Raw genomic sequence first — 26548 nt, 5'->3', positions numbered from 1 at the left:
AATGCACAAGCTCACGCATTCTCATGTTCACATGCGCCCTGGTCGGCAGCAAGGGGCGTGCGGGGCGTGAACGGTGGTGTGAGGGGGCGGTACACCAGGGGCGGGGATCAGAGGCGGTTCAGATAGGCGAGCATCTCCTCGTGCAGCATCCCGTTGGACGCCGCCGCGTTCCCGCCGTACGGACCCGGTGTCCCGTCCAGGCTGGTGAAGCGCCCCCCGGCCTCACGCACGATCACTTCGTTCGCCGCCATGTCCCACAGGCTGAGCTCGGGTTCGGCGCAGATGTCCACGGCGCCCTCGGCGACCATCATGTACGGCCAGAAGTCGCCGTAGGCACGCGTCCGCCAGCAGGACCGGGTCAGGTCGAGAAAGCCGTCGAGGCGGCCCTGCTCCTCCCAGCCGCTCAGCGAGGAGTACGCGAAAGAGGCGTCCTCCAGCCGGCCGACCTGGGACACCCGCAGCCGCGTGGCGGAGGCCAGGCTGCGCCCGGTGTACGCCCCGCCGCCCTTCGCCGCCCACCAGCGGCGCCCGAGGGCGGGCGCCGACACCACGCCGACCACGCCCTCGTCGCCGTGCTCACCGCGCACCATCAGCGCGATCAGGGTGGCCCACACGGGCACCCCGCGGACGTAGTTCTTGGTGCCGTCGATCGGGTCGACGATCCAGCGCCGCGGGCCGCTGCCCTCGGTGCCGTACTCCTCGCCGAGCACGGCGTCGCGCGGCCTGGCCCGGCCCAGCTGACCGCGGATCAGTTCCTCGGCGCGCTTGTCCGCCTCGCTGACCGGTGTCATGTCGGGCTTGGTCTCGACCTTGAGGTCCAGGGACTTGAAGCGCTCCATGGTGGCGGCGTCGGCGGCGTCGGCGAGGATGTGCGCGAGACGCAGGTCGTCGTTGAAGTCCGGCATGGAGTGAACAGTATCGATCGCGGCGGGGCGAGGTCACGCAGGAGACGCGGCGACGGTTGACACGGGCCGACGGCGCGTCATGGTGACGACACGGCTCCCGGGCGCCGCGAGGCGCCGCTCGGCACCGGCCGAGACCGCTCGGGGACGCGTGACACCGCTTGGAGGACGACGTGCCGGCAGTGCGTGACGCACTCCTGGACGCGGCGCTGACCGCGCTCGGCGTCCGCTCGTGGGCGACGGTCAGGATGGTGGATCTCGCGGCCATCGCAGGGGTGTCGCGGCAGACGCTCTACAACGAGTTCGGCGGCAAGGAGGGCCTCGCCCGTGCCCTGGTGCGGCGGGAGGCCGAGGCGTTCCTGGCCGGCGTGGAGCGCGCCTTGGACACCGCCGCCGGACGGCACGGCGCCGATGCCGGGGACTGCTTCGCCGCGGCGACCGCCTGGACCCTGCACAGCGCGCGCCGCAACACGCTGGTGCGCGCGGTGCTCACCGGCTGCCGCGGGGACCGGGTCCCGGTGGCAGCGGTCGTACCGGTGCCGTTGCCACGGCCGGCGGGCGGGCGGCCTCGCCGGGACGACGCTCCGCTGGCCCCGGTCGAGCTCCTCGACGCCTTCCACGCGCGCGCCCTGGGCGTGCTCGAGCGGCGCTTCCCCGGGCTCGACGAGGTGGCGGCCGACTGGGCCTGCGGGACCGCGGTGCGGGTCGCCGTCTCCTATGTCGCCGTGCCCGCGGCCTCGGATGAGCAGGCGTGCCGGCGGGTCGCCCGGCTGGTCCGCGGACTGCTCAGCGGCGGCTGACGACGAGGGCGGACGGCGCCCGCGCGAGAAGGCACGGGTGCCGGACGGCGAAGACGACGAACGGCGGGCCCCGGACGGGCGGAGCCGCACCGGCGCGTGGGGACGGATCAGTGCGCGGATCGGATCAGTGGGTGGAGCCGGAGAGTTGGAGCCCGATGACGCCCAGGATGACCAGGCTGACGGAGACCAGCTTCAGTGTCGAGACGACGTCGCCGAGGAAGACCATCCCGTAGATCGCCGTCCCGGACGCCCCGATGCCCGTCCACACCGCGTACGCCGCCCCGACGTCCAGCTTCTTCAGGGCGAGGGTGAGCAGACCGAAGCTGCCGAGCGCGAAGGCGCAGAACGCGATGGTCGGCCACAGGCGGGTGAAACCGTGGGAGAGCTTGAGGGAGACCGCGAAGCCGGTTTCGAGGAGTCCCGCGACCACCACGAGGAGCCAGGCCATCGAGAGCCCTCCCGATTTCGTCTGCCGATGAGCGATCATCACACAGCATGCCCGGAAACGGCGGCTCAGTCCCCTTCCTTGCGCTCACGAGTCGCGAGCAACCGCCGCAGCGAGAACAACCGGGCGGGTTCGGCGTGCCCGTCGGCGACCCAGGCGTCCAGCGCGCAGTCGGGTTCGTCGTGGCTGCAGGCGCGCGGACAGCCCTCGGTGCCCGGCTCCAGGTCGGGGAAGGCGTGGATGACCCGGGACGGATCGATGTGGGCCAGGCCGAAGGAACGCACGCCCGGGGTGTCGATCACCCACCCCGCCTCGTCCCGCAGCGGCAGCGCGAGCGCGGAGGTCGTGGTGTGCCGGCCGCGGCCGGTGACCGCGTTGACGTGGCCGGTGGCGCGCTGACGCTCCACCAGGGCGTTGACCAGGGTGGTCTTCCCGACGCCGCTGTGCCCGACGAAGGCGGTGACTCCGCCCCTGAGGTGCTCGCGCACCGCCTCCGTCGCCGTGTCGTCGAAGTTCTCGTGAGTGGTCACCACATAGGGGACGCCCAGCGGCGCGTACGTCTCCAGCAGCGGCCCGGCGGGCGCCAAATCGGACTTGGTGAGCACCAGCAGCGGTTCGAGACCGGCGTCGTAGGCGGCCACCAGGCAGCGGTCGATGAGGCGGGGCCGCGGCTCGGGGTCGGCGAGGGCGGTGACGATGGCGAGCCGGTCCGCGTTGGCGACGACCACCCGCTCGTACGGGTCGGTGTCGTCCGCGGTGCGGCGCAGCACCGAGCTGCGCTCCTCGACGCGCACGATCCGCGCCAGGGTGTCCTTCTCGCCCGACAGGTCGCCGACGATGCCCACCCGGTCGCCGACCACGATGCCCTTGCGGCCCAGCTCACGCGCCTTCATCGCGGTGACCGTGCGGTCCTCGACGAGGCAGGTGACGCGGCCCCGGTCGACGGTGAGGACGAAGCCCTCCTCGGCGTCCTCGTGCTTGGGCCGGATGCTGCTGCGCGGGCGGTTCCCCTTGCGGTTCGGGCGGACCCGGACGTCGTCCTCGTCGGTGTGCTTGCCGTAGCGCCGCATGGCTCAGGCCCGGCCCGGTGACACGGCCGCCGGCGCCCCGCCCAGCATGTCCGTCCACATCTGCGGGAAGTCGGGGAGGGTCTTGCCGGTGGTCGCGACGTTCTCGACCCGGACGCCGTCGACGGCCAGGCCCAGTACGGCGCCCGCGGTGGCCAGCCGGTGGTCGTCGTAGGTGTGGAAGACGCCGCCGCGCAGGGGCCGCGGCCGGATGCGCAGGCCGTCCTCGGTCTCGGTGACGTCGCCGCCGAGTTCGTTGATCTCCTTGCTCAGCGCGGCCAGCCGGTCGGTCTCGTGCAGACGCAGGTGGCCCACGCCGCGCAGGACGGACTCCGAGTCGGCGAGCGCGGCGACGGCCGCGATGCCGGGGGTCAGCTCGCCCACCTCCGACAGGTCGGCGTCGATGCCGTGGATCCGGCCGGAGCCGGTGAAGACCAGGCCCGCGTCCGTCAGCTCGCACGAACCGCCCATTCGGGTGAACAGCTCACGCAGCGCGTCGCCGGGCTGGGTGGTGCGCAGCGGCCAGTCGGGGATGACCACACGGCCCCCGGTGACCAGTGCGGCGGCGAGGAAGGGCTGGGAGTTGGAGAGGTCTGGCTCGACGGTGAGGTCGACGCCGAGCAGCGCGCCGGCGTCCACCCGCCACACGTTCGGCTCGCCGCCGTTCTCCGGGGTGTCGACCTTGGCGCCGGCGTGCCGCAGCATCTCCACCGTCATCTTGATGTGCGGCAGCGACGGCAGCGTCGGGCCGGTGTGCCGCACCTCCACGCCCTGGTTGAAGCGGGGGCCGGACAGCAGCAGGGCGCTGACGAACTGGGACGACGAGGACGCGTCGACCGACACCGGGCCGCCGTCCAGCGCCCCGCCGCCGTGCACGGTCAGCGGGAGCGCGCCGCGGCCCTCGTCGTCGATGCGCGCGCCCAGCGAGCGCAGCGCGTCGATGACCCCGTGCAGCGGTCGTTCGTGGCTGCGCGGGTCCCCGTCGAAGTGCACCGGGCCGTCGGCGAGCGCGGCGACCGGCGGCAGGAACCGCATCACCGTGCCGGCGTTGCCGACGTCGACCGTGGCCGGCCCGTGCAGCCCGGCCGGGATGACCCGCCAGGCCTCGCCGCCGTAGGGGTTGACGACCTCGTCGATCTGGACGCCCATGGCGCGCAGCGCGTCGGCCATCAGAACGGTGTCACGACTGCGCAGGGGGCGGCGCAGCCAGCCCGGCTCGGAGGCGAGCGCCGCGAGCACCAGGGCGCGGTTGGTGACCGATTTGGACCCGGGCACGGTGACCGTCGCGTGGACGGGGGCGGACGCGAGCGGCGCGGGCCACAGGGCGGTGTGCGCGGGGTTATCGGTCATGGGCCCAAGCGTAGTGGCTCACAGCGAAGGCGAATCGCGCACAAAGCGGGCGAAACTTGCAGGAAACAGTAAGTCGCTCGCAAGGGTCACAGACCCGCCAGCCAGCGGCCGCCGCCGATCAGCGACAGCAGCGCCACCGCGTGGAACAGCAGCATCCACAGCGCCGCCGGGGTGTGCGTCAGCCGGGCCAGCTGGTCCGCGTCGGAGCCCGGGGCGGCGTCCTCGCGCCGCTTGCGCTGGAGCTCCAGCACCGGCCGTACGCCCCCGAACAGCAGGAACCACACCACGAGGTAGGCGAACCCCGCCTGGACCGCGGGCCCGGTCAGCCAGGACACCAGCAGGAAGAGCGCGCCGGTCAGGAACACCGTCAGGACCCCGTAGGCGTTCCGGATCATCACCAGCATCACCAGCAGCAGCGCCGTCGCGCCCCAGAGCAGGACCGTGATGCGCCCCGCCGCGAGCAGCAGGGCCCCGCCGAGGCCCAGCAGGGACGGTGCGGTGTAGCCCGCCGCCGCGGTGAGGATCATGCCGAGGCCGTACGGCTTGCCGCGGGAGACGGTCAGGCCCGAGGTGTCCGAGTGCAGCCGGATGCCTTGCAGCCGGCGTCCGGACAGCAGGGCGACCAGGCCGTGGCCACCCTCGTGGGCGATCGTGATCGCGTTGCGCGACAGCCGCCACAGGGCGTGCGGCAGCACCGCGGCCAGGGCGACGGCCGCGGTGACGCCCACCAGCCAGGGCGGGGGCGCGGGCTGGGTGCCGAGGAGGGAGTCGATGGGCTGCACGCTTCCGCACCATACGGCGTCCGGGCCTGCCCGCGCCGTGGCAATCTGGCACTCATGTGCGGTCGATACGCAGCGAGCCGGAGGCCCGAGGATCTTGTCGGGATCTTCGACGTGCGGAAATGGGATCCCACCGAGGCGCTGGACGCCAACTGGAACGTCGCGCCCACCGACAGTGCCTACGCGGTGCTGGAGCGTCCGGACAAGGAGACGGGCGAGGTGGTGCGCCAGCTGCGCACCCTGCGCTGGGGTCTGGTGCCGAGTTGGGCGAAGACCCCCGACGTCGGGGTCAAGATGATCAACGCGCGGGCCGAGACCGTCCACGAGAAGTCCTCCTACCGCCGCCCCTTCGCCTCGCGCCGCTGCCTGCTGCCGGCCGACGGGTACTACGAGTGGGTCACGGACAAGGACGAGCGCCGCCTGGAGGAGCAGGGGAAGCGGAAGCGGCCCCGCAAGCAGCCGTACTTCGTCACCCCGGCCGACGGCTCGGTCTTCGCCATGGCCGGGCTCTACGAGTTCTGGCGCGACCGCACCCTGCCCGACGAGCACCCGCGCGCCTGGTGGGTCACCTGCACCGTCATCACCACGCAGGCCGACACCGAGCCCTTCGCCGACGCCGACGAGCGCCCCGGCGGTCCGCGCTCCCTGGCCGAGATCCATCCGCGCATGCCCCTGTGGATCACCCCTGACCACTGGGACGACTGGCTGGACCCCGCGCGCACCGACGTCGAGGACCTGCGCGGGCTGCTCGCGCCGCCGCGGCCGGGCCTGCTGCGGGCATACCCCGTGCGGTCCGAGGTGAGCAACGTCCGCAACAACGGGCCGGAACTGGTCGAACCGATCGAGGCGCCCGAGGAGGCGACGCTGTTCTGACCGCCCGCGGTGCCAGACTGGCCGCTGTGAGCGAGATCATGGAGATCGTGCCGACCCCCGCCGGGGACGCCCGCGTCACCTGGCACCGGGCCCGCGGCGCCCGCGCCGTTGTGGCGCTCGGCCACGGCGCGGGAGGCGGGATCGAGGCGCGCGACCTGCAGGCCCTGGCCGCGGGACTGCCGCCGCACGGCTGGTCGGTCGCGCTGGTGGAGCAGCCCTGGCGGGTGGCCGGGAAGAAGCTGGCGCCCGCGCCGAAGACGCTGGACGCCGGATGGCGGGCGCTGTGGCCGGCGCTGGCCCGGCCCGGTCTTCCGGTGGTCGCCGGCGGCCGCAGCGCGGGGGCCCGGGTGGCCTGCCGTACGGCGGCGGAGCTGGGCGCGGTCGGCGTGCTGGCGCTGTCGTTCCCGCTGCATCCGCCGGGCCGGCCGGAGAAGTCCCGCGAGGAGGAACTGCGCGCGGCGGCGCGGGGCGACATGCCCCTCCTGGTCGTCCAGGGCGGGCGCGACCCCTTCGGCCGCCCCGAGGAGTTCCCCGCGGGGTGCGAGCCGGTCGAGGTGCCGTTCGGCGACCACGGGTTCGCCGTGCCGAAGTCGGCGGACCTCACCCAGGAGGCGGCACTCAGCGTCATCACCAAGGCGGTGCTGGGCTGGCTGGAGGAAGTGCCCCCGCTTCGGGAATGAGCGGTGCGCGGCCCGTGTTGTCGCAGGGGTCCAGGAATTCACGTACGCACAGTGAGGAAGGCAGCCGGATGGTCAGTGCCGAGTGCCGAGCGCGTGCCGAGGCGCCCTACCTGTCGTGGCCGCAGTGGCCGTCGACGGGCAAGGAGAGCAGGAACAGCGCGCCGATCCCGCCCGGGATATCCTCCGATGGCGTGGGGTCCGCTTACGGCCCCGTGACCATCGTGGAGGAGGTGGGTCCGGTCAGCGGCAACGACGACAGCCCGTCCGAGGTGCCTGAGGTGCAGGTGGCGAAGGAGTCCGACGTCGAGCGCAACACGCGCTTCGAGCGGGACGCCTTGGAGTACCTGGACCAGATGTACTCGGCGGCGCTGCGCATGACCCGCAACCCGGCCGACGCAGAGGACCTGGTGCAGGAGACGTACGCGAAGGCGTACGCGTCGTTCCACCAGTTCCGCGAGGGCACCAACCTGAAGGCGTGGCTCTACCGCATCCTCACCAACAGCTTCATCAACTCCTACCGGAAGAAGCAGCGCGAGCCCCAGCGCAGCGGCACGGAGGAGATCGAGGACTGGCAGCTCGCCCGCGCCGAGTCGCACATGTCCACGGGTCTGCGCTCCGCCGAGTCCCAGGCCCTGGACCACCTTCCCGACTCGGACGTGAAGCAGGCGCTGCAGGCGATCCCGGAGGAGTTCCGGATCGCGGTCTATCTGGCGGACGTCGAGGGCTTTGCCTACAAGGAGATCGCCGACATCATGGGAACCCCCATCGGTACGGTGATGTCCCGTCTGCACCGGGGGCGGCGGCAGCTGCGTTCGCTGCTGGAGGACTACGCGCGGGAGCGCGGGCTCGTCCCGGCGGGCGCGGGAGACGAGAAGGGCTCGGGCACATGAGCTGCGGCAACCCGCATGAGACGGACTGCTCCGAGGTACTCGAACACCTCTACGAGTACCTGGACAACGAGATGTCCGACGACGCCTGCGCCAAGTTCAAGCAGCACTTCGACGAGTGCCACCCCTGCTTGGAGAAGTACGGCCTCGAGCAGGCCGTCAAGAAGCTGGTCAAGCGCTGCTGCGGGCAGGACGACGTGCCCTCGGACCTGCGGGCCAAGGTGCTCACGCGGATCGAGCTGATCCGGGAGGCCGAGGTCGTGCCGGTACGCGAGCCGGCCGAGGGCGGCGGCGCGCCGACGGGTTCCCCGGCCGGCTGAGGCGCCCGGCGCCGACGCGCCGCACAGGCACCCCACCGGTGCCCGGCATCCCACGGGTGCTCGGCGCCGGTACGTCGAGCCGACAGGTCGCCCGGGATCACCCGAAGGCGGGAATCGCGTCCGCTCGCCCGACCGGGCGGCGGCCGCGCCCCTAGCCTCGGTGGGGTGCGTGCGAGGCGGGCGGTCCGGATGCTTCCCGCGGCGGCCCGGGTCTACATCGCGGTCGTCGTGGTGTCGGCGTGCGGCACCCTCGTCGCGGGCCCCTGGGAGGGCACTGTCCGGGCGACCGCCGCCGTGCTGGCGGTGCTCTACGCGGCGGGGGAACGCACGGGGGCGTCCCTGCCCCCGGTGCTCTTCACGGCCGCGCTCCTGCTTCCCCCGGGCGCGGCCGCTCTCGTCGCCGTGCCCGGGGGGCTGCTCGCGCCCGTCCGGGGTGAGCCACGCCCGGTGCGCCGTGTGTGGCACGCCGCACAGCTCGCCCTGGCGACGGCCGCCGCGGCCCAGGTGCGCACCGCCTTCGGGGACGGCCCCTACGCGCGGCTGCCGGGGCTATTGCTGCCCGCGCTCGCGGCCGTCCTCGCCTTCTGCCTGTTCTCCGCGGCCCTGACCGCCGGTGTGCTGATCACCGCCGAGCGCACCGCGCCCTTCACGGCGTGGCGGGAGTCCCTGCTGGAGCCGCTCGCGCCGCATCTGACCTACGGCCTGGTGGGGCTCGTGGCCGCGGTGCTCTGGCAGGGCCCGTACGGGGCGGTGGCCGCGGTCCTCGCCCTGCTGCCGACGCACATGGCGCGCTGGGTCATGGACCAGGCACGCCGGGAGCGGGCCGCGCACCAGGCGACGGTCCGGGCGCTGGTGCAGGCCGTGGAGATCAAGGACCGCTACACACGCGGCCACAGCGAGCGCGTCGGCCGGGCGTCGGCGCTGATCGCCCGTGAGATCGGCCTGCCGCCCGAGCGCGTGGAGGCCCTGCGGCTGGCCGGGATCCTGCACGACATCGGCAAGCTCGGCGTGCCCACCCGGGTGCTGCGCAAGGACAGCCCGCTCACGTTGGAGGAGAGGCGGATCATCGAGCTGCACCCCGCGTACGGCCACGAGATGGTACGCGGCATCGCCTTCCTCGACGACGCCCGCGCCGCGATCCTCCACCACCACGAACGCCTCGACGGAACGGGCTACCCCTACGGCCTGGCCGGTGAGGCCATCCCGTCCTCGGCGCGGCTGGTGGCCGTGGCGGACGCTTTCGACGCCATGACCTCCACGCGCTCGTACCAGGCCGCCCGCGGTGTCGACGACGCGCTGGGCGAGCTGCGCCGCTGCGCCGGCAGCCACTTCGACCCGCTCATGGTGCAGGCCCTCGTCCGCGCCGTGCGCCGCGAAGGGTGGAACCCGGCGGTCACCGCCGACGAGCCGGAACCCCTCGCCCCCGCCCAGACCCGGCGCCACGCCCGCCGGGAGACCCCGTCCCGCCGCACCCCAGAGCCGCGCCCGTGAGCGCCGGCGGACGCCGCGGCGGCGGCGACCACCGCCGCCACCGCAGGCGCACGCCGCCGGTCGTGGCGGCCGCCCACGGGCTCGCGCTCGCCGTGGGCGGCGCCGCGACGGTGTGGACGGCGGTGCACGGGGTCGCCGACCCCGCCGCGGCCGCCGCCTTCAGCGCGCTGATCGTCGTGGGCGAGGCCCTGCGGATCCCGGAGCCCGAGGGCCGGGAGGCCGCTCCCGTCGCCTTCGCCGGGGCCCTGGCCTACGCGCTGCTCGCGGCCGAGGCGGTGGCGGTCGTGGTGGCCGTCTGCGTCGCCGCCGTCGGCGCCGGGCAGCTGACGGGCGCCCCGCGCGACGCCGCGGCCCGGCGCGTGCTGACGGTGACGTTCGCCGCCGCGACCGCGCAGCCGCTGTACGGCGGCAGCGGCGGCCATCCGGGCTACGCCCTCCTGCTGCTGGCCAGCACGATCCTCTGCGACGCCGTGCTCGCCGCCGTGCTGGGCGCCGCCCGTGCCGGACACCCCTTCGCCTCCGCCCTCCGTGACGAGCTGGCCGTCCTGCCGGGCGTCGGCACGGCCGTGTGCGCCGGCGGGGTCGTTCTGGCGCAGGCGGAGCAGTCCGCCGGGCTGTGGGCGCTGCCCGTGTGCGGGGTGCCGCTGCTGCTGACCCAGACGGCCTTCCGGCGGCACGCCGCGATCCGGGCCACCCACCGGGAGACCATCACCTCACTGGCCCGCGCCACCGAGCTCGCCGGCTACACCCCGGTGGGGCACGCGCGCCGGGTCAGCGCCCTCAGCCACGCCATGGGGCGCGAACTCGGCCTGGGCGGAAAGGCGCTGGCGGCCCTGGAGCACGCCGCACTGATGCACGACATCGGCCAGCTCTCCCTCGTCGACCCCGTGCCCGGTGGCGCCACCACGTCCCTCGATCAGGTGGAACGCCGCCGCATCGCCCTGCTCGGGGCGGAGGTCGTACGCCGGACGGGTGCCCCCGAGGAAGTCGCGCGGATCGTGGAGGGACAGGCCGATCCGTACCGCGGACAGCCGCTCGCGGGACGCATCGTGCGTACGGCCAACGCCTATGAGGACTTTGTCGGGAGCGGTACGGCCGCGGGCCGCGGGCTGCAGGCCCTGGAGCGGTTACGCCTCGATACGGCGCACGAATACGACCCTCACGTGGTCGAGGCGCTGACCAGGGTCGTTGCCAGGGCAGGGGAGTTAACCCACCGGTAATGAGCGGGCGCGCCAAGGGGCATGGTTGGATGCCCGCAGAGGCGCAGAGCGCGCAAGAGGCGCACCATGGCGCCGATGCTGCCAAAACGACGAGCCCGGCCGTGTGTGACAGGCCCTGCCGATGGCAAGGAGGACTGATGAGCACCGCTGAGCACGGGACGTGGGGGAACGGACGGGGCACCGTGGGGCACCAGCGCAAGCGAACGGCAGGCGGGACACCTTGAGGATCTTCGGCAGGGCACGGCATCGGCCGTCCGCCACCTGGCGGCAGGCGACCGACCGGGCGTTCACGCTGATCAGCGACGGACGGTACGAGGACGCCGGTGCGCTGCTCACCCGCGCCGCCGATCTGGAGCCCTGGCGTTCGGAGTCCTGGTACAACCTCGCGCTGCTGCACAAGTTCCGGCACGACTGGGAGCAGGCGCGCACCACCGGTCTGCGGGCCGTCGCCCTGCTGGACCGCGCGCCCGGCGCTCCCGACTGGTGGAACGTCGGCATCGCCGCCACCGCCCTGCAGGACTGGCCGCTCGCCCGCCGCGCCTGGCAGGCGTACGGGCTGCGCCCCGACGCCGGGGGGAGCGGCCCCGTCGAGATGCAGTTGGGCAGCTCCGCGGTGCGGCTCTCCCCGGAAGGCGAGGCCGAGGTCGTGTGGGGCCGGCGGATCGACCCGGCCCGGATCGAGGTGCTGAGCATCCCGCTGCCGTCCTCCGGCCGCCGCTGGGGCGAGGTCGTGCTCCACGACGGCGTCCCGCACGGCGAGCGGCGCACCGCCGACGGCGCGACCTACCCCGTCTTCGACGAGATCGAGCTGTGGGCGCCCTCGCCCGTGCCGACCTGGCTCGTCCTGCTGGAGGCGGCGACCGAGGCGGACCGCGACGCCCTGGAGCAGCTCGCCGCCGACGCCGGATACGCCGCCGAGGACTGGTCGTCCTCGGTACGGCTGCTCTGCCGCACCTGCTCCGAGAGCCGGATGCCGACCGACGACGGCTCCGACGCCTCGCGCGACCCGCACGACCACGGGGAACCCGGCCACCCCGGCCACCTCAGCCACCGCACTCCGGGCGCCCTGTGGGCCCCCGAGCGCGAGTGCGGCATCGCGGCGCCTGTCGGGCTGGTGAAGGGCCTGCTGGACGGCTGGGTCGCCGACAGCCCGGACACCCGGGACTGGCGCGATCTCGAAGAGGTCTGCTGACACCGTCGCGGGCACGTACTCTTGATGGGCTGTCCAGCTTCACAGAATGCCCCAGGAAGGCGTACGACGGACCATGTCGCAGCAGGAGACCGAGCAGACCGCATTCACCGACGACGTGACGGACGCGGAGGAGCGTGAGGCCGCCCACCGCGAGCGCGGCACGGCCCGCCCGATCACGGTCGTCGGCAACCCGGTGCTGCATCAGCCGTGCACGACGGTCACGTCCTTCGACGACGAGCTGGCCGCGCTGATCGACGACATGTTCGCCAGCCAGCGCGCCGCCGAGGGCGTCGGCCTCGCCGCCAACCAGATCGGCGTGCCGCTGCGGGTGTTCGTGTACGACTGCCCGGACGACGACGGCGTCCGGCACGTCGGCCACGTGGTCAACCCCGTCATCGACGACCTCCCCGCCGAACGGCGCGTCCTGGACGACGGCAACGAGGGCTGCCTGTCCGTGCCGGGCGCCTACGCCGAGCTGCCGCGCCCCGACTACGCGATCTGCCGCGGCCAGGACCTGCACGGCAACGACATCGTCGTCGAGGGCAAGGGCTTCTTCGCCCGTTGCCTGCAGCACGAGACCGACCACCTCAACGGGTACCTCTACATCGACCGGCTCTCCAAGCGGGACCGCAAGGACGCGCTGAAGCAGATGGCGGAGTCCACCCCGAAGTACGAGGTCGTGCCGAACGACTGAGCGTCCGCTCGGGCACCCCGCGCGGCACTGCCGCACACCACCACGAGACCCGGCTCCCACGGTGGACGGGTGTGGGAGGAACGCCGAGGCGCGACGGCAGTGGCTAGGCTGAACCGCGGTACCCGGAGGAGGACCGCATCATGACCACCCAGCCCGAGCACCACGGGACAGAGCTCATCGCACGGCCGGCCAGAACTCCCGAGGCACTCCGTGCGGCGCTCGCGCAGGTGGCGCCTCATCGTCTCGCGGAGATGGAGCAGCAGAAGAACGAAGCGATCGCCCTTTCCGTCGATTCGGGCTCGATCGAGCCGCTGCGAGCGTTCCTCGGCGCCTGGGCCGTCCATGTCGAGATCGCCCGCGATCTCGACACTGCGGGACGTCTGCGCTCGGCCGAGCACACGGCCCAGACCCTCGACAGGCACGATCCCGCGTGGAAGGCGGCGATGGCCGAGATCCGCGCGATCTTCGATCAGGCCCGTGCGGCGGTGGGTGAGTGAGCTGGGCCTGGGAGTACGAGCCCGGTGAGCAGTACGTGGTCGGCGGGGAGAACCCCGCTCCCGAGGCACTGGTCACGCAGGTGGAGGAGAAGGCTGGGGAACTGGTTCGCGCCGCCGAGGCGCGGTACCTCGACGGGACCGCTTTCCAAGGCGTCGGGGAGGGGACGAAGATGGCAACCGTCGCGAACGGCCTCTTCCTCTACCTTGTCGTTCCCCGGCACGAACGGGTCTACATCCTCCAGGTCACCGCGTTCTGACCGCGCGCACGGGCGGGGGCGGGGCAGCGGCGACCGCCGTGCCCCGCCCCCGCGCCGGATCAGAAGTCGTCGTCGAAGGAGACCGTGCCCTCGACCGCCACCTGGTAGGCGGAGGCGCGGCGCTCGAAGAAGTTGGTCAGCTCCTGGACGTTCTGCAACTCCATGAAGGAGAACGGGTTCTCCGAGCCGTAGCGGGCGGGCAGCCCGAGGCGGACCAGGCGCTGGTCGGCGACGCACTGCAGGTACTCGCGCATGGAGTCGGTGTTCATCCCGGGCAGACCGTCGCCGCACAGGTCGCGGGCGAACTGCAGTTCGGCCTCGACGGCCTCCTCCAGCATCGCGGTGACCTGCTTGCCCATCTCCTCGTCGAAGAGGTCCGGCTCCTCCGCGCGGACGGTGTCCACGACATGGAATGCGAAGTCCATGTGCATCGACTCGTCGCGGAACACCCAGTTGGTGCCGGTGGCGAGCCCGTGCAGCAGGCCGCGGGAGCGGAACCAGTAGACGTAGGCGAAGGCGCCGTAGAAGAAGAGGCCTTCGATGCAGGCCGCGAAGCAGATCAGGTTGAGCAGGAAGCGGCGGCGGTCCGCCTTGGTCTCCAGGCGGTCGATGGACTCCACCGAGTCCATCCAGCGGAAGCAGAACTGCGCCTTCTCACGGATGGACGGGATGTTCTCCACGGCCGCGAACGCGGCCGCGCGCTCCTCGGGATCGGGCAGATAGGTGTCGAGCAGCGTCAGGTAGAACTGGACGTGCACGGCCTCCTCGAACAGCTGCCGCGACAGATAGAGCCGCGCCTCGGGGGAGTTGATGTGCTTGTACAGGGTCAGCACGAGGTTGTTCGCCACGATGGAGTCGCCGGTGGCGAAGAAGGCCACCAGGCGGCCGATCATGTGCTGCTCGCCGGCGGAGAGCTTGGCGAGGTCGGCGACGTCGGAGTGGAGGTCGACCTCCTCCACGGTCCAGGTGTTCTTGATCGCGTCGCGGTAGCGCTCGTAGAAGTCCGGGTAGCGCATCGGGCGCAGGGTCAGCTCGAAGCCCGGGTCGAGCAGGTTCTTGGTGGGGCTCATCACTGGCAGGCCTCGCAGGATTCGGGGTTCTCAAGGGAGCAGGCGATCGCGTCGGCGTCGGGCGTCGCCTGGGCGGGGACCGGGGCCGCCGCGCGGGCGGACTGCGCGATGCGCGTGGCCGGGCGGGAGCGCAGGTAGTACGTCGTCTTCAGGCCCTGCTTCCAGGCGTACGCGTACATCGAGCTGAGCTTGCCGATGGTGGGCGAGGCCATGAAGAGGTTGAGCGACTGGCTCTGGTCGAGGTACGGCGTACGGGCCGCGGCCATGTCGATCAGGGCGCGCTGCGGGATCTCCCAGGCCGTGCGGTAGAGCGCGCGCACGTCCGCGGGGATCCACTTCAGCTCCTGCACCGAGCCGTTGGACTCGCGCAGGGCGTCGCGGGTCTGCGCGTCCCACACGCCGAGCTTCTTCAGGTCGGCCACCAGATAGGAGTTTACCTGCAGGAACTCACCGCTGAGCGTCTCGCGCTTGAAGAGGTTGGAGACCTGCGGCTCGATGCACTCGTAGACACCGGCGATCGAGGCGATCGTGGCGGTCGGGGCGATGGCCAGCAGCAGGGAGTTGCGCATGCCGGTGGCGGCGACACGGGCGCGCAGCGCCTGCCAGCGCTCGGGCCAGGCGGCCTCGGTCGCGTAGTGGTCGGGGTGCAGCACGCCGCGGGCGGCGCGGGTCCGCGACCAGGCGGGGTGCGGGCCGTGGCGCTCGGCCAGGTCGCAGGAGGCCTCGTACGCGGCGAGCATGATGCGCTCGGCGATCTTCGTGGAGAGCGCCTCGGCCTCGGCGGAGTCGAAGGGCAGCCGCAGCTTGAAGAAGACGTCCTGCAGGCCCATCGCGCCCAGGCCCACCGGGCGCCAGCGCTCGTTGGAGGAGGCGGCCTGGGAGGTCGGGTAGAAGTTGATGTCCACGACGCGGTCGAGGAAGGTCACCGCGGTGCGGACGGTGGCGTCCAGCCGCTCCCAGTCGATGACGTCCTCCCCGGCGCCGGCGTCCTCCCGGACGAACGCGCCGAGGTTGACCGAGCCGAGGTTGCAGACCGCGGTCTCGCCGTCGTTGGTGACCTCCAGGATCTCCGTGCAGAGGTTGGAGGAGTGGATCACCTGGCCGGGCTCGGCGGTCTGGTTGGCGGTGCGGTTGGAGGCGTCCTTGAAGGTCATCCATCCGTTGCCGGTCTGCGCCAGCGTGCGCATCATGCGGCCGTACAGCTCGCGCGCCGGGAGGGTCTTGCGGGCCAGGCCCGCGGCCTCGGCCTTGCGGTAGGCGGCGTCGAACTCCTCGCCCCACAGGTCGACGAGCTCGGGCACGTCGGCGGGGGAGAAGAGCGACCACGTGCCGTCGGTGTCGACGCGGCGCATGAACTCGTCGGGGATCCAGTGCGCCAGGTTGAGGTTGTGCGTGCGGCGCGCCTCCTCACCGGTGTTGTCGCGCAGCTCCAGGAACTCCTCGATGTCCGCGTGCCAGGTCTCGAGGTAGACGCAGGCCGCGCCCTTGCGGCGGCCGCCCTGGTTCACGGCGGCGACGGAGGCGTCGAGGGTGCGCAGGAACGGGACGATGCCGTTGGAGTGGCCGTTGGTGCCGCGGATCAGCGAACCGCGGGAGCGGACGCGGGAGTAGGACAGGCCGATGCCGCCGGCGTGTTTCGACAGCCGGGCCACCTGGTGGTAGCGGTCGTAGAGGGAGTCCAGCTCGTCCAGCGGGGAGTCCAGCAGATAGCAGGAGGACATCTGTGGATGCCGGGTGCCCGAGTTGAAGAGTGTGGGGGAGCTGGGCAGGTAGTCCAGCCGGCTCATCAGGCCGTAGAGCGCCGCGACCTCGTCCACCGAGTGGCTGGTGCGGTCCTCCGCCAGGCCGCAGGCGACGCGGAGCATGAAGTGCTGCGGGGTCTCGATGACCTGGCGGGTGATCGGGTGGCGCAGCAGATAGCGGCTGTGCAGGGTGCGCAGGCCGAAGTAGCCGAAGCGGTCGTCCGCGCCCTCGGCCAGCGCCTGGTCGACGAGGGCGTCCAGGCGTGCGGCGTGCTCGCCCACGAAGGCGGCGGTGCCGTCGGCGATCAGGCCCTCGCGGTGTCCCACCGCGATGGACGAGGAGAAGGAGACCGCGCCCTCGCCCGCCGCCTCGTCGGCGATGGCGAGGGTCAGCAGCCGGGCGGCGAGCCGCGAGTACTGCGGATCCTCCGCGATGAGCCCGGCGGCGGCCTCCGTGGCCAGCGCCCGCAGTTCCGCCTCGTCCGCGGCGGCGCTGCGGCCGCGCAGCGCGGCGGCGGCGACCCGTCCGGGGTCGGTGTCGGGGAGGTCCGCGGTCAGTTCCGTCAAGGTGCGCAGCAGTTCGGCCCCGGTTGAGGCGGGGTCCGATGCGGCGGTGGGTGCGGCGGGCGCGATGGTCACGTGTGCTCTCTCCCTCGTACGGCGGCGACGCGGAGGAGCGACAGGGCGCACGCAGGGCAGGCCAGGACATGCCGCGGCGCGTCCGCCGGCCCAACCCGCGAGGCCCGGACACTTCACCGTCCGGACGGCGCGCCGGACGGGCCGTCGGCAGGTAGCCGGACTCGCGGGCACGCCTCAGGGCGCCCGCTCACCGTTGCGGGGCAGTCCCGGATTCGCACCGGGTTCCCCTGCGGCGACAGCGGAGTTGAGCATACATCTAGTGGCACCCGCTCATGACACCCCCAGATGTTGTGTCGACGCGGTTACGCAGCGACGGGCTCACCGCCGCCGGTCGTGGCCGTCACGGTAGTCGGGGACACAGCCGCGCACAGCGGCGAGGTCTGCCCCGCCGACGCATGGGCCAGGGCTCCGCGTGGGCGGCGACCCCTGCGGGCGTACTGCGGCACACCACCCTCGGGGTGCGGCTCGTGCACATGGCGACGGGCCGCCGCCCCGTCCCAGGGCGGCGGCCCGTGATCGTGGCCGGTGCGGCGGTCAGTGACCGGCGCCCACCGGCGCGTCCTTGCGCACGCCGGGATCGCCGGCGTCGGCGGTGAAGTCGGCCTTGACGGTCTCGTCCAGGCCCTCGGGGGCCTTGAGGGCCCGCAGGACGACGGTGAGGACGACGGTGACCACGACGTTGAGCACGAAGGCGGTCAGGCCGATGTAGCCGATCTGGCCGATGACCGGGATGGTGTCGGAGGAGCCGCCGAAGTGCTTCTGCGTCGGGCTCGCGACGCCGTACGCCACCCAGGTGCCGTAGACCATGCCGACCGCCCAGCCGGCCAGCAGCGCCCAGCGGTGGAACCAGCGGGTGAACAGGCCGCCGACCAGGGCCGGGAAGGTCTGCAGGATCCAGATGCCGCCGAGCAGCTGGAAGTTGATCGCGACGGTCTTGTCCATGGTGAGGACGAAGACCAGGGCGCCGACCTTGACCAGCAGCGAGACCGCCTTGGAGACCTGGGTCTCCTGTGCGGGGGTGGCGTCCGGCTTGATGAAGTCCTTGTAGACGTTGCGGGTGAAGAGGTTGGCCGCGGCGATCGACATGATCGCCGCGGGCACCAGCGCGCCGATGCCGATCGCGGCGAACGCCACACCCGCGAACCAGGACGGGAACATGTTCTCGAACAGCTGCGGAATCGCCAACTGGCCGTTGTAGCCCTTCACCCCGGCGCCGACGCCGCTGGCGAGCGCCATGAAGCCGAGCATCGCCAGCAGACCGAGCATCAGCGAGTAGAGCGGCAGCACGGTGGTGTTGCGGCGGATGACGTCACGGCTGCGGCTGGAGAGCACGGCGGTGATGGAGTGCGGGTACATGAACAGCGCGAGCGCCGAACCCAGCGCCAGCGTCCCGTACGCCCACTGGGCGCTGTCGCCCGGGGCGAGCGATCCGCGGGGGCTGCCGGTGGCGGGGTTGACCTGCTGGTAGGCCTCCCCGGCCTTGGCGAAGACGTCGTCGAAGCCGCCCAGCTTGATCGGGATGTAGATGATCGCCACCGCGATGACGAGGTAGATCAGCGTGTCCTTGACGAACGCGATCAGCGCCGGCGCCCGCAGCCCGGAGGAGTAGGTGTACGCCGCCAGCACACCGAAGGCGAGCAGCAGCGGAAGGTCCTTGATGAACCAGTTGGTCGACTCGCCGCCGCCGACGCCCATCACGTCCAGGACGGCCTGGATGCCGACGAGCTGCAGGGCGATGTACGGCATGGTGGCCAGGATGCCGGTGACGGCGACGGCCAGTGACAGGCCCTTGGAGCCGAACCGCCCCCGCACGAAGTCCGAGGTGGTGACATAGCCGTGCTTGTGGGAGACCGACCACAGGCGGGGCAGGAAGGTGAAGATCAGGGGGTAGACCAGGATCGTGTACGGCACGGCGAAGAAGCCGGCCGCGCCCGCCGCGTAGACCGCCGCCGGCACCGCCACGAAGGTGTAGGCCGTGTACAGGTCGCCGCCCAGCAGGAACCAGGTGATCCAGCTGCCGAAGCTGCGGCCGCCCAGGCCCCACTCGTCGAGGTGCAGGGCGTTCTCGGCCTTGCGCCAGCGCGCGGCCAGGAAGCCCAGGACGGTGACGACCAGGAAGAAGAAGATGAAGACGGCGAGCGCGACGCCGTTGACGCCGTCCTTCACTTCGCCGCCTCCTTCCGTGCCCGCTCCTCACGGCGGACCAGGACGTACGCGATGTACGTCAGTCCGGAGGACAGGAACACCCACAGCATCTGGTACCAGTAGAAGAAGGGGATGCCGGCGAACTCCGGGGTCAGCTTGGCGTACGAGCCGACCCAGAGCATGGCGAGGAAGGGGATGACGAGGCAGAGACCGGCGATCACTCGGGTGGGGGTGACCACCGGTGGCCGTTCGGAGGTTCCGGATGGTTCGGACATTGCTACGGCTCCGTCCTGATCTTTTGCTCCGCTGTAATGCGCAGGCAATCTAGGGTCAGGACGGGACTCGCGTCACTACCCGCCTGCATTGCGTTATGGAAACGATCGGCGGGACCGGGAATCCGGTCGGCGTCAGGGGCGTTGTAGCCGCGCGACGAACTTGTAGCGGTCGCCGCGGTAGACCGAACGCACCCATTCCACCGGTTCGCCGCCGGTGTCGATCGAGTGCCGGGACAGCAGGAGCATCGGCAGCCCCACGTCCGTACCCAGCAGGCCCGCCTCGCGCGGGGTGGCGAGCGAGGTCTCGATGGTCTCCTCCGCCTCTGCGAGCCGGACGTCGTAGACCTCGGCGAGCGCGGTGTAGAGCGAGCTGTACTTCGCCAGGCTGCGGCGCAGCGCGGGGAAGCGCTTGGCGGACAGGTGGGTGGTCTCGATGGCCATCGGCTCGCCGTTCGCCAGGCGCAGGCGCTCGATGCGCAGCACGCGGCCGCCGGCCTTCATGTCCAGCAGTCCGGCGAGCCGGTCGTCGGCGGTGATGTAGCCGATGTCGAGCAGCTGGGAGGTCGGTTCGAGGCCCTGGGCGCGCATGTCCTCGGTGTAGGAGGTCAGTTGCAGCGCCTGGGACACCTTGGGCTTGGCGACGAAGGTGCCCTTGCCCTGGATGCGCTCCAGTCGGCCCTCGACCACCAGCTCCTGCAGCGCCTGTCGCACGGTGGTGCGCGAGGTGTCGAAATCGGCGGCCAGGGTCCGCTCAGGGGGCACCGGTGAGCCGGGTGGCATCGTCTGGGTCAGTTCGAGCAGATGGCGCTTGAGGCCGTAGTACTTCGGCACCCGCGCGGTCCGTCCGGCCGCGGCCCCGGTGGCCTGCGCGGTATCCGTCACCGCTGCGCCGGCCTCGCCGTCGGTCCCCATCGCCTCTGCTCCCGAGTGCTGTCGTGCTGCCGTCACCGGTTCCTCCGTCATTCGCGGCTCACATGGTGGCACGGCCGGGGCCCATGTCGCGTTACGAGCCCAGATGTCGGTCCGGTAACGGACGCGCCCGGTGCTCTGGTACACCCTTGACACCCCCAAAGGTCTAGGCCAAGCTTCGGGCACTGGTCTACACCACTGAATTCGCTGCCCTGGGGAGGGTGTTGTGAAGCGCAAGCTGATCGCGGCGATCGGTGTCGCCGTCATGGTCGCCGGCGTTGCGGCCTGCGGTTCGGACGACAAGGGCTCCGCCAAGGCCGCGGCGCCCAAGGAGATCACCGTCTGGCTGACGGTCGACGCACAGAAGAACTGGCCGGAGCTGGTCAAGCAGGCGGACGACGCCTTCGCGGCCAAGCACAAGGGTGTCAAGGTCCGCCACGAGTACTACGAGTGGACCGCCAAGAACCAGAAGCTCGACGCCGTCCTCGCCACCAAGAACGTGCCCGACGTCGTGGAGATGGGGAACACCGAGACGCTCGGCTACCTGGTGAAGGGCGCCTTCGCACCCGTCGACAAGAGCAGGTTCGAGAACTCCGGCGACTGGCTGGACGCCCTCGAGGGCTCCGTGACGTACAACGGCAAGACCTACGGCGTGCCCTACTACGCCGGCGCCCGCGTCGGGACCTGGCGCAAGGACGTCGCCAAGGCGGCGGGCGTCACCAAGACGCCGACCACCTGGGCCGAGTTGACCGACGCTCTCGACAAGATCCAGCAGAAGAACGGCGACACGTTCTCCGCCTGGTACCAGCCCAGCCGCGACTGGTACACCGCACTGGCCTTCGTCAAGGACGCCGGCGGCGACGTCGCCAAGGAGGAGGGCGGCAAGTGGACCGCCACCCTCTCCGACCCCAAGTCCGTCGAAGGGCTGAAGACCTGGAAGTCCGTCCTGGACACGTACTTCCACGGCGACAAGAACAAGGACGAGTCGGACCGCTACATCGTCTACGGCCAGGGCAAGTCCGCGCTCATCTACGGCGCCAGCTGGGAGGGCGGCGCCGCCGCAGACCCGAAGACCGACAAGACCGGCAAGCTGAAGGACAACCTCGAGACCTTCGCGCTGCCCGGCCCCAACGGCGAGCTGCTGCCGAACTTCATCGGCGGCTCCGACCTCGTCATCCCGGCCAAGTCCACCGCGCAGGACCTCGCCGCCGACTGGATCAACGCCTTCACCGACAGCGCCGCCCAGAAGGTGCTGATCTCCAAGGGCAACCTGCCCAACGCCACCTCGCTGCTCGCCCCGCTGATGGACGACCCGGCGACGGCGGCCTCGGCCCGGGCCAACGAGAACACCTGGTTCGTCCCGACCGCCCCCGGCTGGCTGCAGGTCGAGAAGAAGCAGATCCTGCAGAACATGCTGAACGACATCGCCGTCGGCAAGGCCTCGATCGAGGACGCGACCAAGTCCGCCGACGAGCAGATCAACGCGGTGATCAACGCCGGCTGACCGGCACACGGGCAACACAGTGACCGACGCCCGCCGGCCGCCCCAGGGCGGCCGGCCCCGGCGCGACGCCAGGGACTGGAGTACCCGAGGAGCACATGATGAGTGCCGTTGACACACCGCTGGACGAGGCGCCGCGCCCGCGGCCGGCGGGAGCGGGCCGCGGGCCCCGCCGCTTCGGCGGAGCCGCCCTGCCGTGGGCGCTGCTCGCGCCGACCATCGGCGTCCTGCTACTGGTCCTCGGCTATCCGCTGGTCAGGCTGGTCACCCTCTCCTTCAAGCAGTTCGGGCAGGCCGAGCTCTGGCAGGGGCTGCCCGGCGACTGGCAGGGATTCGCCAACTACACCCGCGTACTGGGCGACGAGGTCTTCTGGGGCGTCGTCCTGCGCACGCTGCTGTTCACCCTCGCGGCGGTGCTGCTCACGCTCGTCGTCGGCATGGGCGTGGCGCTGCTGATGCAGCGGGTCTCGCCCTGGGTCAAGGCGCTGATCAACATCGTGCTGGTGGCGAGCTGGGCGATGCCCGTGGTCGTCGCCATCACCGTCTTCAAGTGGATGTTCGACAGCGACTACGGCGTCCTCAACTGGCTGCTCAGCCGGCTGCCGGGGGCCGACTTCAGCGGCCACAACTGGTTCACCGACACCAAGCAGGGCTTCCTCGTCATCACCCTCATGGTGGTGTGGGGCGCCATCCCGTTCGTCGCCATCACCCTGCACGCCGGCCTCACCCAGGTGCCCAGGGAGCTGGAGGAGGCCGCCCGTATGGACGGCGCCGGGCCGGTCAAGGTCTTCCGGCACGTCACCCTGCCGGTACTGAGGCCGATCATCGTCATGTTGACGACGCTGTCGGTCATCTGGGACATGGGCGTCTTCCCGCAGGTCTTCCTGATGCGCGACGGACACCCCGAACCCGCGTACCAGGTGCTCACCACCTACTCCTACGACCAGGCCTTCGTCTCCAACGACTACGACGCGGGCGCGGCCATCGCCGTCGTCACGGTGCTCCTGCTGCTCGGGGTGATGGCCGTCTACATGCGCCAGATGCTGAAGATCGGAGAGGTGGAGTGACGACCATGCTCGAGACGGCTCCCGCCGAGAGGGCGCCGGCGGCGGCTCCGGCCGCGCGTGCCGCCCGGCGGCACCGGCGCGGCGGGCGGACGGTCTGGAACCTGATCGGCCTGCTGGTCGTGTCGGTCTGCGGCTTCCCGGTCTACTGGATGCTCAACACGGCGTTCAAGCCCGCGAAGGACGCCATCGACCCCGACCCCAAGTTCTTCCCGACCAGCCTGTCCTTCCAGAACTTCTCCGACGCCCTGCAGGTCGGCGACTTCTGGGGCGCGGTCGGCCGCAGCCTGATCGTCTCCGGCTGCACCGTCGGGCTCGGCCTGGCGATCGGGCTGCTGGCGGCGCTGGCCATCTCCCGTTTCGTCTTCCGCGGCCGCAAGGCGGTGATCGTCGCCATCCTCGCCGTGCAGATGGTGCCGCTGGTGGCGATGATCATCCCGGTCTTCCTGCTGCTCAACCAGATCGACCAGATCGACAGGCTGAGCGGGCTGATCATCACCTACCTGACCTTCGTGCTCCCCTTCACGGTGTGGACGCTGCGCGGATTCATCGTCAACATCCCCAAGGAGCTGGAGGAGTCGGCCTTGGTCGACGGCTGCACCCGCATGGGCGCGTTCTTCCGGATCGTCCTGCCGCTGCTCGCCCCGGGTCTCGTCGCCACGTCCATCTACGCGTTGATCCAGGCCTGGAACGAGTACCTGTACGCGATGCTCATCATGAGCCAGGAGCACCAGACGGCCACCGTGTGGCTGGGCAACTTCGTCACCTCGCGGGGCACGGACTACGCGCCGATGATGGCCGGTTCGACCATGATGGGCATACCCGTGGTGATCTTCTTCCTGCTGGTGCAGCGCAAGGTCGCCGCCGGACTGACCGCCGGGGCGGTGAAAGGATGACCGGGAGCTTGAGCCACACCCACGACGGCGCCGCGGACACCGAGGTCCTCGTCCGCGACGCCCTCACCGTCCTGCAACCGGGCTTCCACGGCACCACCGCCCCCGAGTGGCTGCTGCGCAGGCTCGCCGAGGGACTGGGCTCCGTCGCCCTGTTCGCCCGCAACATCGAGTCGCCCGGACAGCTCGCCGCGCTCACCGCGCAGCTGCGCGCCGTACGGCCCGAGGTCCTCGTCGCCGCCGACGAGGAGGGCGGCGACGTGACCCGGCTGGAGGCCCGCCGCGGTTCCTCCTTCCCCGGCAACCTCGCCCTCGGCGCCGTCGACGACACCTCCCTGACGCGTGACGTCGCCGCCGCCCTCGGCCACCGGCTGGCAGCCTGCGGGATCAACCTCAACTGGGCGCCCTCTGCGGACGTCAACTCCGACCCTCGCAACCCGGTCATCGGCGTGCGCTCCTTCGGCTCCGAACCGGCGCTGGTGGCACGGCACACCGCGGCCTACGTCGAGGGCCTGCAGTCCGCCGGGGTCGCCGCCTGCACCAAGCACTTCCCGGGCCACGGCGACACCTCCGTCGACTCCCACCACGCCCTGCCCCGGGTGGACGTCGGCCGGGACACCCTGCACGCCCGCGAACTCGCCCCGTTCCGGGCCGCGCTGGCGGCCGGCAGCAAGGCGGTGATGAGCGCGCACATCCTCGTGCCCGCACTCGACCAGGACCGCCCCGCCACCCTCAGCCCCGCCGCACTCACGGGACTGCTCCGCGACGAACTCGGCTACGACGGCCTGATCGTCACGGACGGCATCGAGATGCGCGCCATCGCCGACACCTACGGCGTGGAGCGCGGCACCGTACTGGCGCTCGCCGCCGGCGCCGACGCCATCTGCGTGGGCGGCGGCCTCGCCGAGGAGGAGACGGTAGTCGCCCTGCGTGACGCCATTGTCGCGGCCGTACGCGACGGCGCCCTGCCCCGGGCCCGGCTCGCCGACGCCGCCGCACGGGTGCGGAGCCTGGCCGCTTGGGCGGCCGAGCGCTCCGCTGTGCGGGCGTCCGCGGAGCCGGACCCCGGCATCGGCCTGGCGGCGGCACGCCGCGCGCTGCGCGTGACCCGCACCGACGGCCACCTGCCGATCACGGGGCCGCCCTACGTCGCCGCCTTCACCCCGGTCGCCAACATCGCCGTCGGTGACGAGACCCCGTGGGGCGTCGCCGCCGAGCTCGACCGGCTCCTGCCGGGCACGGTGACCGGGCGCTTCCGCCAGTGCGACGCCCTGACCGCACAGGTGCTGAGGGCGGCGGGGACTCGTAGGATCGTCGCAGTGGTGCGCGACGTGCACCGCCATCCCTGGATGGCCGAGGCACTGGGCTCGCTGCTCGCCGACCGCCCGGACACCGTGGTGGTGGAGATGGGCGTACCCCAGGCGCCGCCCTCCGGCGCGCTGCACATCGCGACCCATGGCGCCGCCCGGGTGTGCGGGGTGGCGGCAGCGGAGGTCATCGCGGGCAAGGCGGCCGGCGACTGAGGTCCGCCGTTGCCCGTCCGCACGGATCACCTGGAGGCCCGCAGATGTCCGTCCCGACGCCTACCGGCCGGCCGATGCCGGGCCGGATCATGGCCGGAGAGATGGCCGAGCAGCCCGCGGTGCTGCGCCGCATCCTCGAGGAGGGCGCCCCGCGGATCCTCCGGACGGCTCGGGAGATCGCCGCGCGCGGGCCGCGCTTCGTCCTGCTCACCGCGCGCGGCACCTCCGACAACGCGGCCCTGTACGCGAAGTACCTGGTGGAGGTGGTCCTGGGCAAGCCCGCGGGGCTGACCTCGATGTCGACCACCACCGCGTACGGCGCCCGCCCGGACCTGACGGACTGCCTGGTCGTCACGGTCAGCCAGTCCGGCGGCTCACCGGACCTGGTGGCCTCCACCCGGGCCGCGCGCGAGGCCGGTGCGATCACCCTGGCGGTCACCAACAACCCCGGCTCGCCACTGGCCGGGGTCTCCGAGTTCCACATCGACGTGCTGGCCGGCCCGGAGAAGGCGCTGCCGGCGACCAAGACGTACACGGCCGAACTGCTCGCGCTCTACCTGTTCGTCGAGGGGCTGCGGGGCGGCGACGGCAGCGCCGCCAAGGTCCTGCCGGAGCTCGCCGAGCAGATCCTCGCCCGCCATGACGAGGTCAGGGCGCTCGCCGCACGCTACCGCTTCGCCGAGCGGCTGGTGCTCACCTCGCGCGGCTACGGCTACCCGACCGCGAAGGAGGCCGCGCTCAAGCTGATGGAGACCAGCTACGTGCCGGCTCTGTCCTTCTCCGGCGCCGACCTGCTGCACGGGCCGCTGGCCATGGTCGACAACGTCTTCCCGGTCATCGCGATCGTCACCGAGGGCAGGGGCGGCGAGGCGCTCCAGCCGGTGCTCGACCGGCTCCGCGACCGCGGGGCCGACCTCGTGGTCATCGGCAACCGGGCGGCGGTCGAGGCCGCCTCGGCGGGCTTCGTCCTGCCGACGGAGAAAGTCGCGGAGGAGGTGCAGCCGATTCTGGAGATCCTGCCCTTGCAGATGCTGGCGTACGAGGTCACGATCGCGCGGGGCCAGGATCCGGATGCGCCGCGGGCGCTCGCGAAGGTGACCGAGACGCGTTGAACGGGGCGGGGCGCCGGGTGGGGAGCTCCTGGGGGTCACTTCGGGCCGCGGCGCCGGGACGGGACCCTCAACCCGCCCAGCACCGCAGCCCGGAGCTGCCGTCGGCCCGTGACACGCGGGGTGTGCGGTTCCCGCGGTCCGTGAGAGCCGACCGTGAGGCCTGGCGCAGTCAGGGCAGAGAGCGCCCCGGCCTCGCTCCATCCTTCTGTGCGGGAAGGACG

At 72.0% G+C, this 26548-nt stretch carries 26 protein-coding genes and 1 riboswitch; of the genes, 16 read left to right on the top strand and 10 right to left on the bottom strand.

Annotated elements, in window-relative coordinates; translation table 11 throughout:
- Window positions 1–107: 107 nt before the first annotated feature.
- Complete coding sequence (gene hisN / locus AC3ET4_RS07730) at window positions 108–905, bottom strand: histidinol-phosphatase (protein ID WP_431947313.1); 798 nt, start codon at window positions 903–905, stop codon at window positions 108–110.
- 170 nt (window positions 906–1075) lie between these two features.
- On the opposite strand from hisN, the gene AC3ET4_RS07725 reads away from it, so the two are divergent.
- A complete protein-coding gene (locus AC3ET4_RS07725; RefSeq protein WP_431947311.1) occupies window positions 1076–1702 on the top strand; it encodes a TetR/AcrR family transcriptional regulator in 627 nt (208 codons plus the stop codon).
- A 124-nt stretch (window positions 1703–1826) separates the two neighbouring features.
- Here the strand turns inward: AC3ET4_RS07725 and AC3ET4_RS07720 are convergent, their stop codons facing one another.
- From AC3ET4_RS07720 to AC3ET4_RS07705, 4 genes are all read right to left on the bottom strand, one after another.
- Window positions 1827–2150, bottom strand: coding sequence for a DMT family transporter (locus AC3ET4_RS07720; protein ID WP_431947309.1), 324 nt, complete (start codon window positions 2148–2150; stop codon window positions 1827–1829).
- A gap of 65 nt (window positions 2151–2215) precedes the next feature.
- A complete protein-coding gene (gene rsgA, locus AC3ET4_RS07715; protein WP_431947307.1) occupies window positions 2216–3217 on the bottom strand; it encodes a ribosome small subunit-dependent GTPase A in 1002 nt (333 codons plus the stop codon).
- 3 nt (window positions 3218–3220) lie between these two features.
- The gene (gene aroA / locus AC3ET4_RS07710) at window positions 3221–4564 is read right to left on the bottom strand and encodes a 3-phosphoshikimate 1-carboxyvinyltransferase (RefSeq protein WP_431947305.1); all 1344 of its coding nucleotides are present in this window, start codon (window positions 4562–4564) and stop codon (window positions 3221–3223) included.
- A gap of 86 nt (window positions 4565–4650) precedes the next feature.
- Window positions 4651–5346, bottom strand: a complete 696-nt coding sequence (locus AC3ET4_RS07705; RefSeq protein ID WP_431947303.1) for a M50 family metallopeptidase — start codon at window positions 5344–5346, stop codon at window positions 4651–4653.
- Between the two features lie 54 nt (window positions 5347–5400).
- Between AC3ET4_RS07705 and AC3ET4_RS07700 the strand changes: the two genes are divergently transcribed.
- From AC3ET4_RS07700 to AC3ET4_RS07655, 10 genes are all read left to right on the top strand, one after another.
- Window positions 5401–6216 carry an SOS response-associated peptidase gene (locus AC3ET4_RS07700; protein WP_431947301.1) on the top strand — a complete coding sequence of 272 codons (816 nt, stop codon included), beginning with the start codon at window positions 5401–5403 and terminating at the stop codon, window positions 6214–6216.
- A gap of 38 nt (window positions 6217–6254) precedes the next feature.
- Window positions 6255–6896, top strand: coding sequence for an alpha/beta hydrolase family protein (locus tag AC3ET4_RS07695; protein WP_431947414.1), 642 nt, complete (start codon window positions 6255–6257; stop codon window positions 6894–6896).
- Window positions 6897–7126: 230 nt separating this feature from the next.
- Window positions 7127–7786 (top strand): sigma-70 family RNA polymerase sigma factor, encoded by a 660-nt coding sequence (locus tag AC3ET4_RS07690; RefSeq protein WP_431947412.1) that lies wholly within the window; start codon window positions 7127–7129, stop codon window positions 7784–7786.
- Window positions 7783–8103 (top strand): mycothiol system anti-sigma-R factor, encoded by a 321-nt coding sequence (gene rsrA / locus AC3ET4_RS07685; protein WP_431947299.1) that lies wholly within the window; start codon window positions 7783–7785, stop codon window positions 8101–8103. The genes AC3ET4_RS07690 and rsrA overlap by 4 nt, the downstream gene beginning before the upstream one ends.
- Window positions 8104–8292: 189 nt before the next feature.
- Entirely contained in the window at window positions 8293–9594 is a 1302-nt protein-coding gene (locus AC3ET4_RS07680) for an HD-GYP domain-containing protein (protein WP_431947410.1), read from the top strand.
- Window positions 9591–10814 (top strand): HD-GYP domain-containing protein, encoded by a 1224-nt coding sequence (locus AC3ET4_RS07675; RefSeq protein ID WP_431947297.1) that lies wholly within the window; start codon window positions 9591–9593, stop codon window positions 10812–10814. Before AC3ET4_RS07680 ends, AC3ET4_RS07675 begins: the two co-directional genes overlap by 4 nt.
- Window positions 10815–11034: 220 nt before the next feature.
- A complete protein-coding gene (locus tag AC3ET4_RS07670) occupies window positions 11035–12006 on the top strand; it encodes a tetratricopeptide repeat protein (RefSeq protein WP_431947295.1) in 972 nt (323 codons plus the stop codon).
- 73 nt (window positions 12007–12079) lie between these two features.
- Window positions 12080–12700 (top strand): peptide deformylase, encoded by a 621-nt coding sequence (gene def, locus AC3ET4_RS07665; RefSeq protein ID WP_431947293.1) that lies wholly within the window; start codon window positions 12080–12082, stop codon window positions 12698–12700.
- 140 nt (window positions 12701–12840) lie between these two features.
- Window positions 12841–13197: a DUF6247 family protein gene (locus tag AC3ET4_RS07660; RefSeq protein ID WP_431947291.1), complete on the top strand. Its 357-nt coding sequence runs from the start codon at window positions 12841–12843 to the stop codon at window positions 13195–13197.
- Window positions 13194–13454: a hypothetical protein gene (locus tag AC3ET4_RS07655; RefSeq protein WP_431947289.1), complete on the top strand. Its 261-nt coding sequence runs from the start codon at window positions 13194–13196 to the stop codon at window positions 13452–13454. The genes AC3ET4_RS07660 and AC3ET4_RS07655 overlap by 4 nt, the downstream gene beginning before the upstream one ends.
- 59 nt (window positions 13455–13513) lie before the next feature.
- On the opposite strand, the gene AC3ET4_RS07650 is transcribed toward AC3ET4_RS07655, so the two are convergent.
- The 5 genes from AC3ET4_RS07650 to AC3ET4_RS07630 form a co-directional block, all read right to left on the bottom strand.
- The gene (locus AC3ET4_RS07650) at window positions 13514–14524 is read right to left on the bottom strand and encodes a ribonucleotide-diphosphate reductase subunit beta (protein WP_431947287.1); all 1011 of its coding nucleotides are present in this window, start codon (window positions 14522–14524) and stop codon (window positions 13514–13516) included.
- Window positions 14524–16905, bottom strand: a complete 2382-nt coding sequence (locus tag AC3ET4_RS07645; RefSeq protein WP_431947285.1) for a ribonucleoside-diphosphate reductase subunit alpha — start codon at window positions 16903–16905, stop codon at window positions 14524–14526. Before AC3ET4_RS07645 ends, AC3ET4_RS07650 begins: the two co-directional genes overlap by 1 nt.
- 150 nt (window positions 16906–17055) lie before the next feature.
- A riboswitch (cobalamin riboswitch) is annotated at window positions 17056–17132 on the bottom strand.
- A gap of 307 nt (window positions 17133–17439) precedes the next feature.
- Complete coding sequence (gene mctP, locus AC3ET4_RS07640; protein ID WP_431947283.1) at window positions 17440–19071, bottom strand: monocarboxylate uptake permease MctP; 1632 nt, start codon at window positions 19069–19071, stop codon at window positions 17440–17442.
- Window positions 19068–19325 carry a DUF3311 domain-containing protein gene (locus tag AC3ET4_RS07635; protein WP_431947281.1) on the bottom strand — a complete coding sequence of 86 codons (258 nt, stop codon included), beginning with the start codon at window positions 19323–19325 and terminating at the stop codon, window positions 19068–19070. Before AC3ET4_RS07635 ends, mctP begins: the two co-directional genes overlap by 4 nt.
- Before the next feature lie 132 nt (window positions 19326–19457).
- Complete coding sequence (locus tag AC3ET4_RS07630; protein ID WP_431947408.1) at window positions 19458–20237, bottom strand: GntR family transcriptional regulator; 780 nt, start codon at window positions 20235–20237, stop codon at window positions 19458–19460.
- A 223-nt stretch (window positions 20238–20460) separates the two neighbouring features.
- On the opposite strand from AC3ET4_RS07630, the gene AC3ET4_RS07625 reads away from it, so the two are divergent.
- The 5 genes from AC3ET4_RS07625 to AC3ET4_RS07605 all read left to right on the top strand — a co-directional run bounded on the left by AC3ET4_RS07625 (window position 20461) and on the right by AC3ET4_RS07605 (window position 26327).
- The gene (locus AC3ET4_RS07625) at window positions 20461–21738 is read left to right on the top strand and encodes an extracellular solute-binding protein (RefSeq protein WP_431947279.1); all 1278 of its coding nucleotides are present in this window, start codon (window positions 20461–20463) and stop codon (window positions 21736–21738) included.
- Between the two features lie 98 nt (window positions 21739–21836).
- Window positions 21837–22802: a carbohydrate ABC transporter permease gene (locus AC3ET4_RS07620; RefSeq protein WP_431947277.1), complete on the top strand. Its 966-nt coding sequence runs from the start codon at window positions 21837–21839 to the stop codon at window positions 22800–22802.
- A gap of 5 nt (window positions 22803–22807) precedes the next feature.
- Entirely contained in the window at window positions 22808–23695 is an 888-nt protein-coding gene (locus AC3ET4_RS07615; RefSeq protein WP_431947275.1) for a carbohydrate ABC transporter permease, read from the top strand.
- On the top strand, window positions 23692–25215 hold the full coding sequence (locus AC3ET4_RS07610) for a glycoside hydrolase family 3 protein (protein WP_431947273.1): 1524 nt from the start codon (window positions 23692–23694) through the stop codon (window positions 25213–25215). The genes AC3ET4_RS07615 and AC3ET4_RS07610 overlap by 4 nt, the downstream gene beginning before the upstream one ends.
- 44 nt (window positions 25216–25259) lie before the next feature.
- The gene (locus AC3ET4_RS07605) at window positions 25260–26327 is read left to right on the top strand and encodes an SIS domain-containing protein (protein WP_431947271.1); all 1068 of its coding nucleotides are present in this window, start codon (window positions 25260–25262) and stop codon (window positions 26325–26327) included.
- The last annotated feature ends 221 nt before the right edge of the window (window positions 26328–26548 follow it).

Source organism: Actinacidiphila sp. bgisy167 (assembly GCF_057707665.1).
This window is presented reverse-complemented; position numbering and strand designations above follow the sequence as displayed.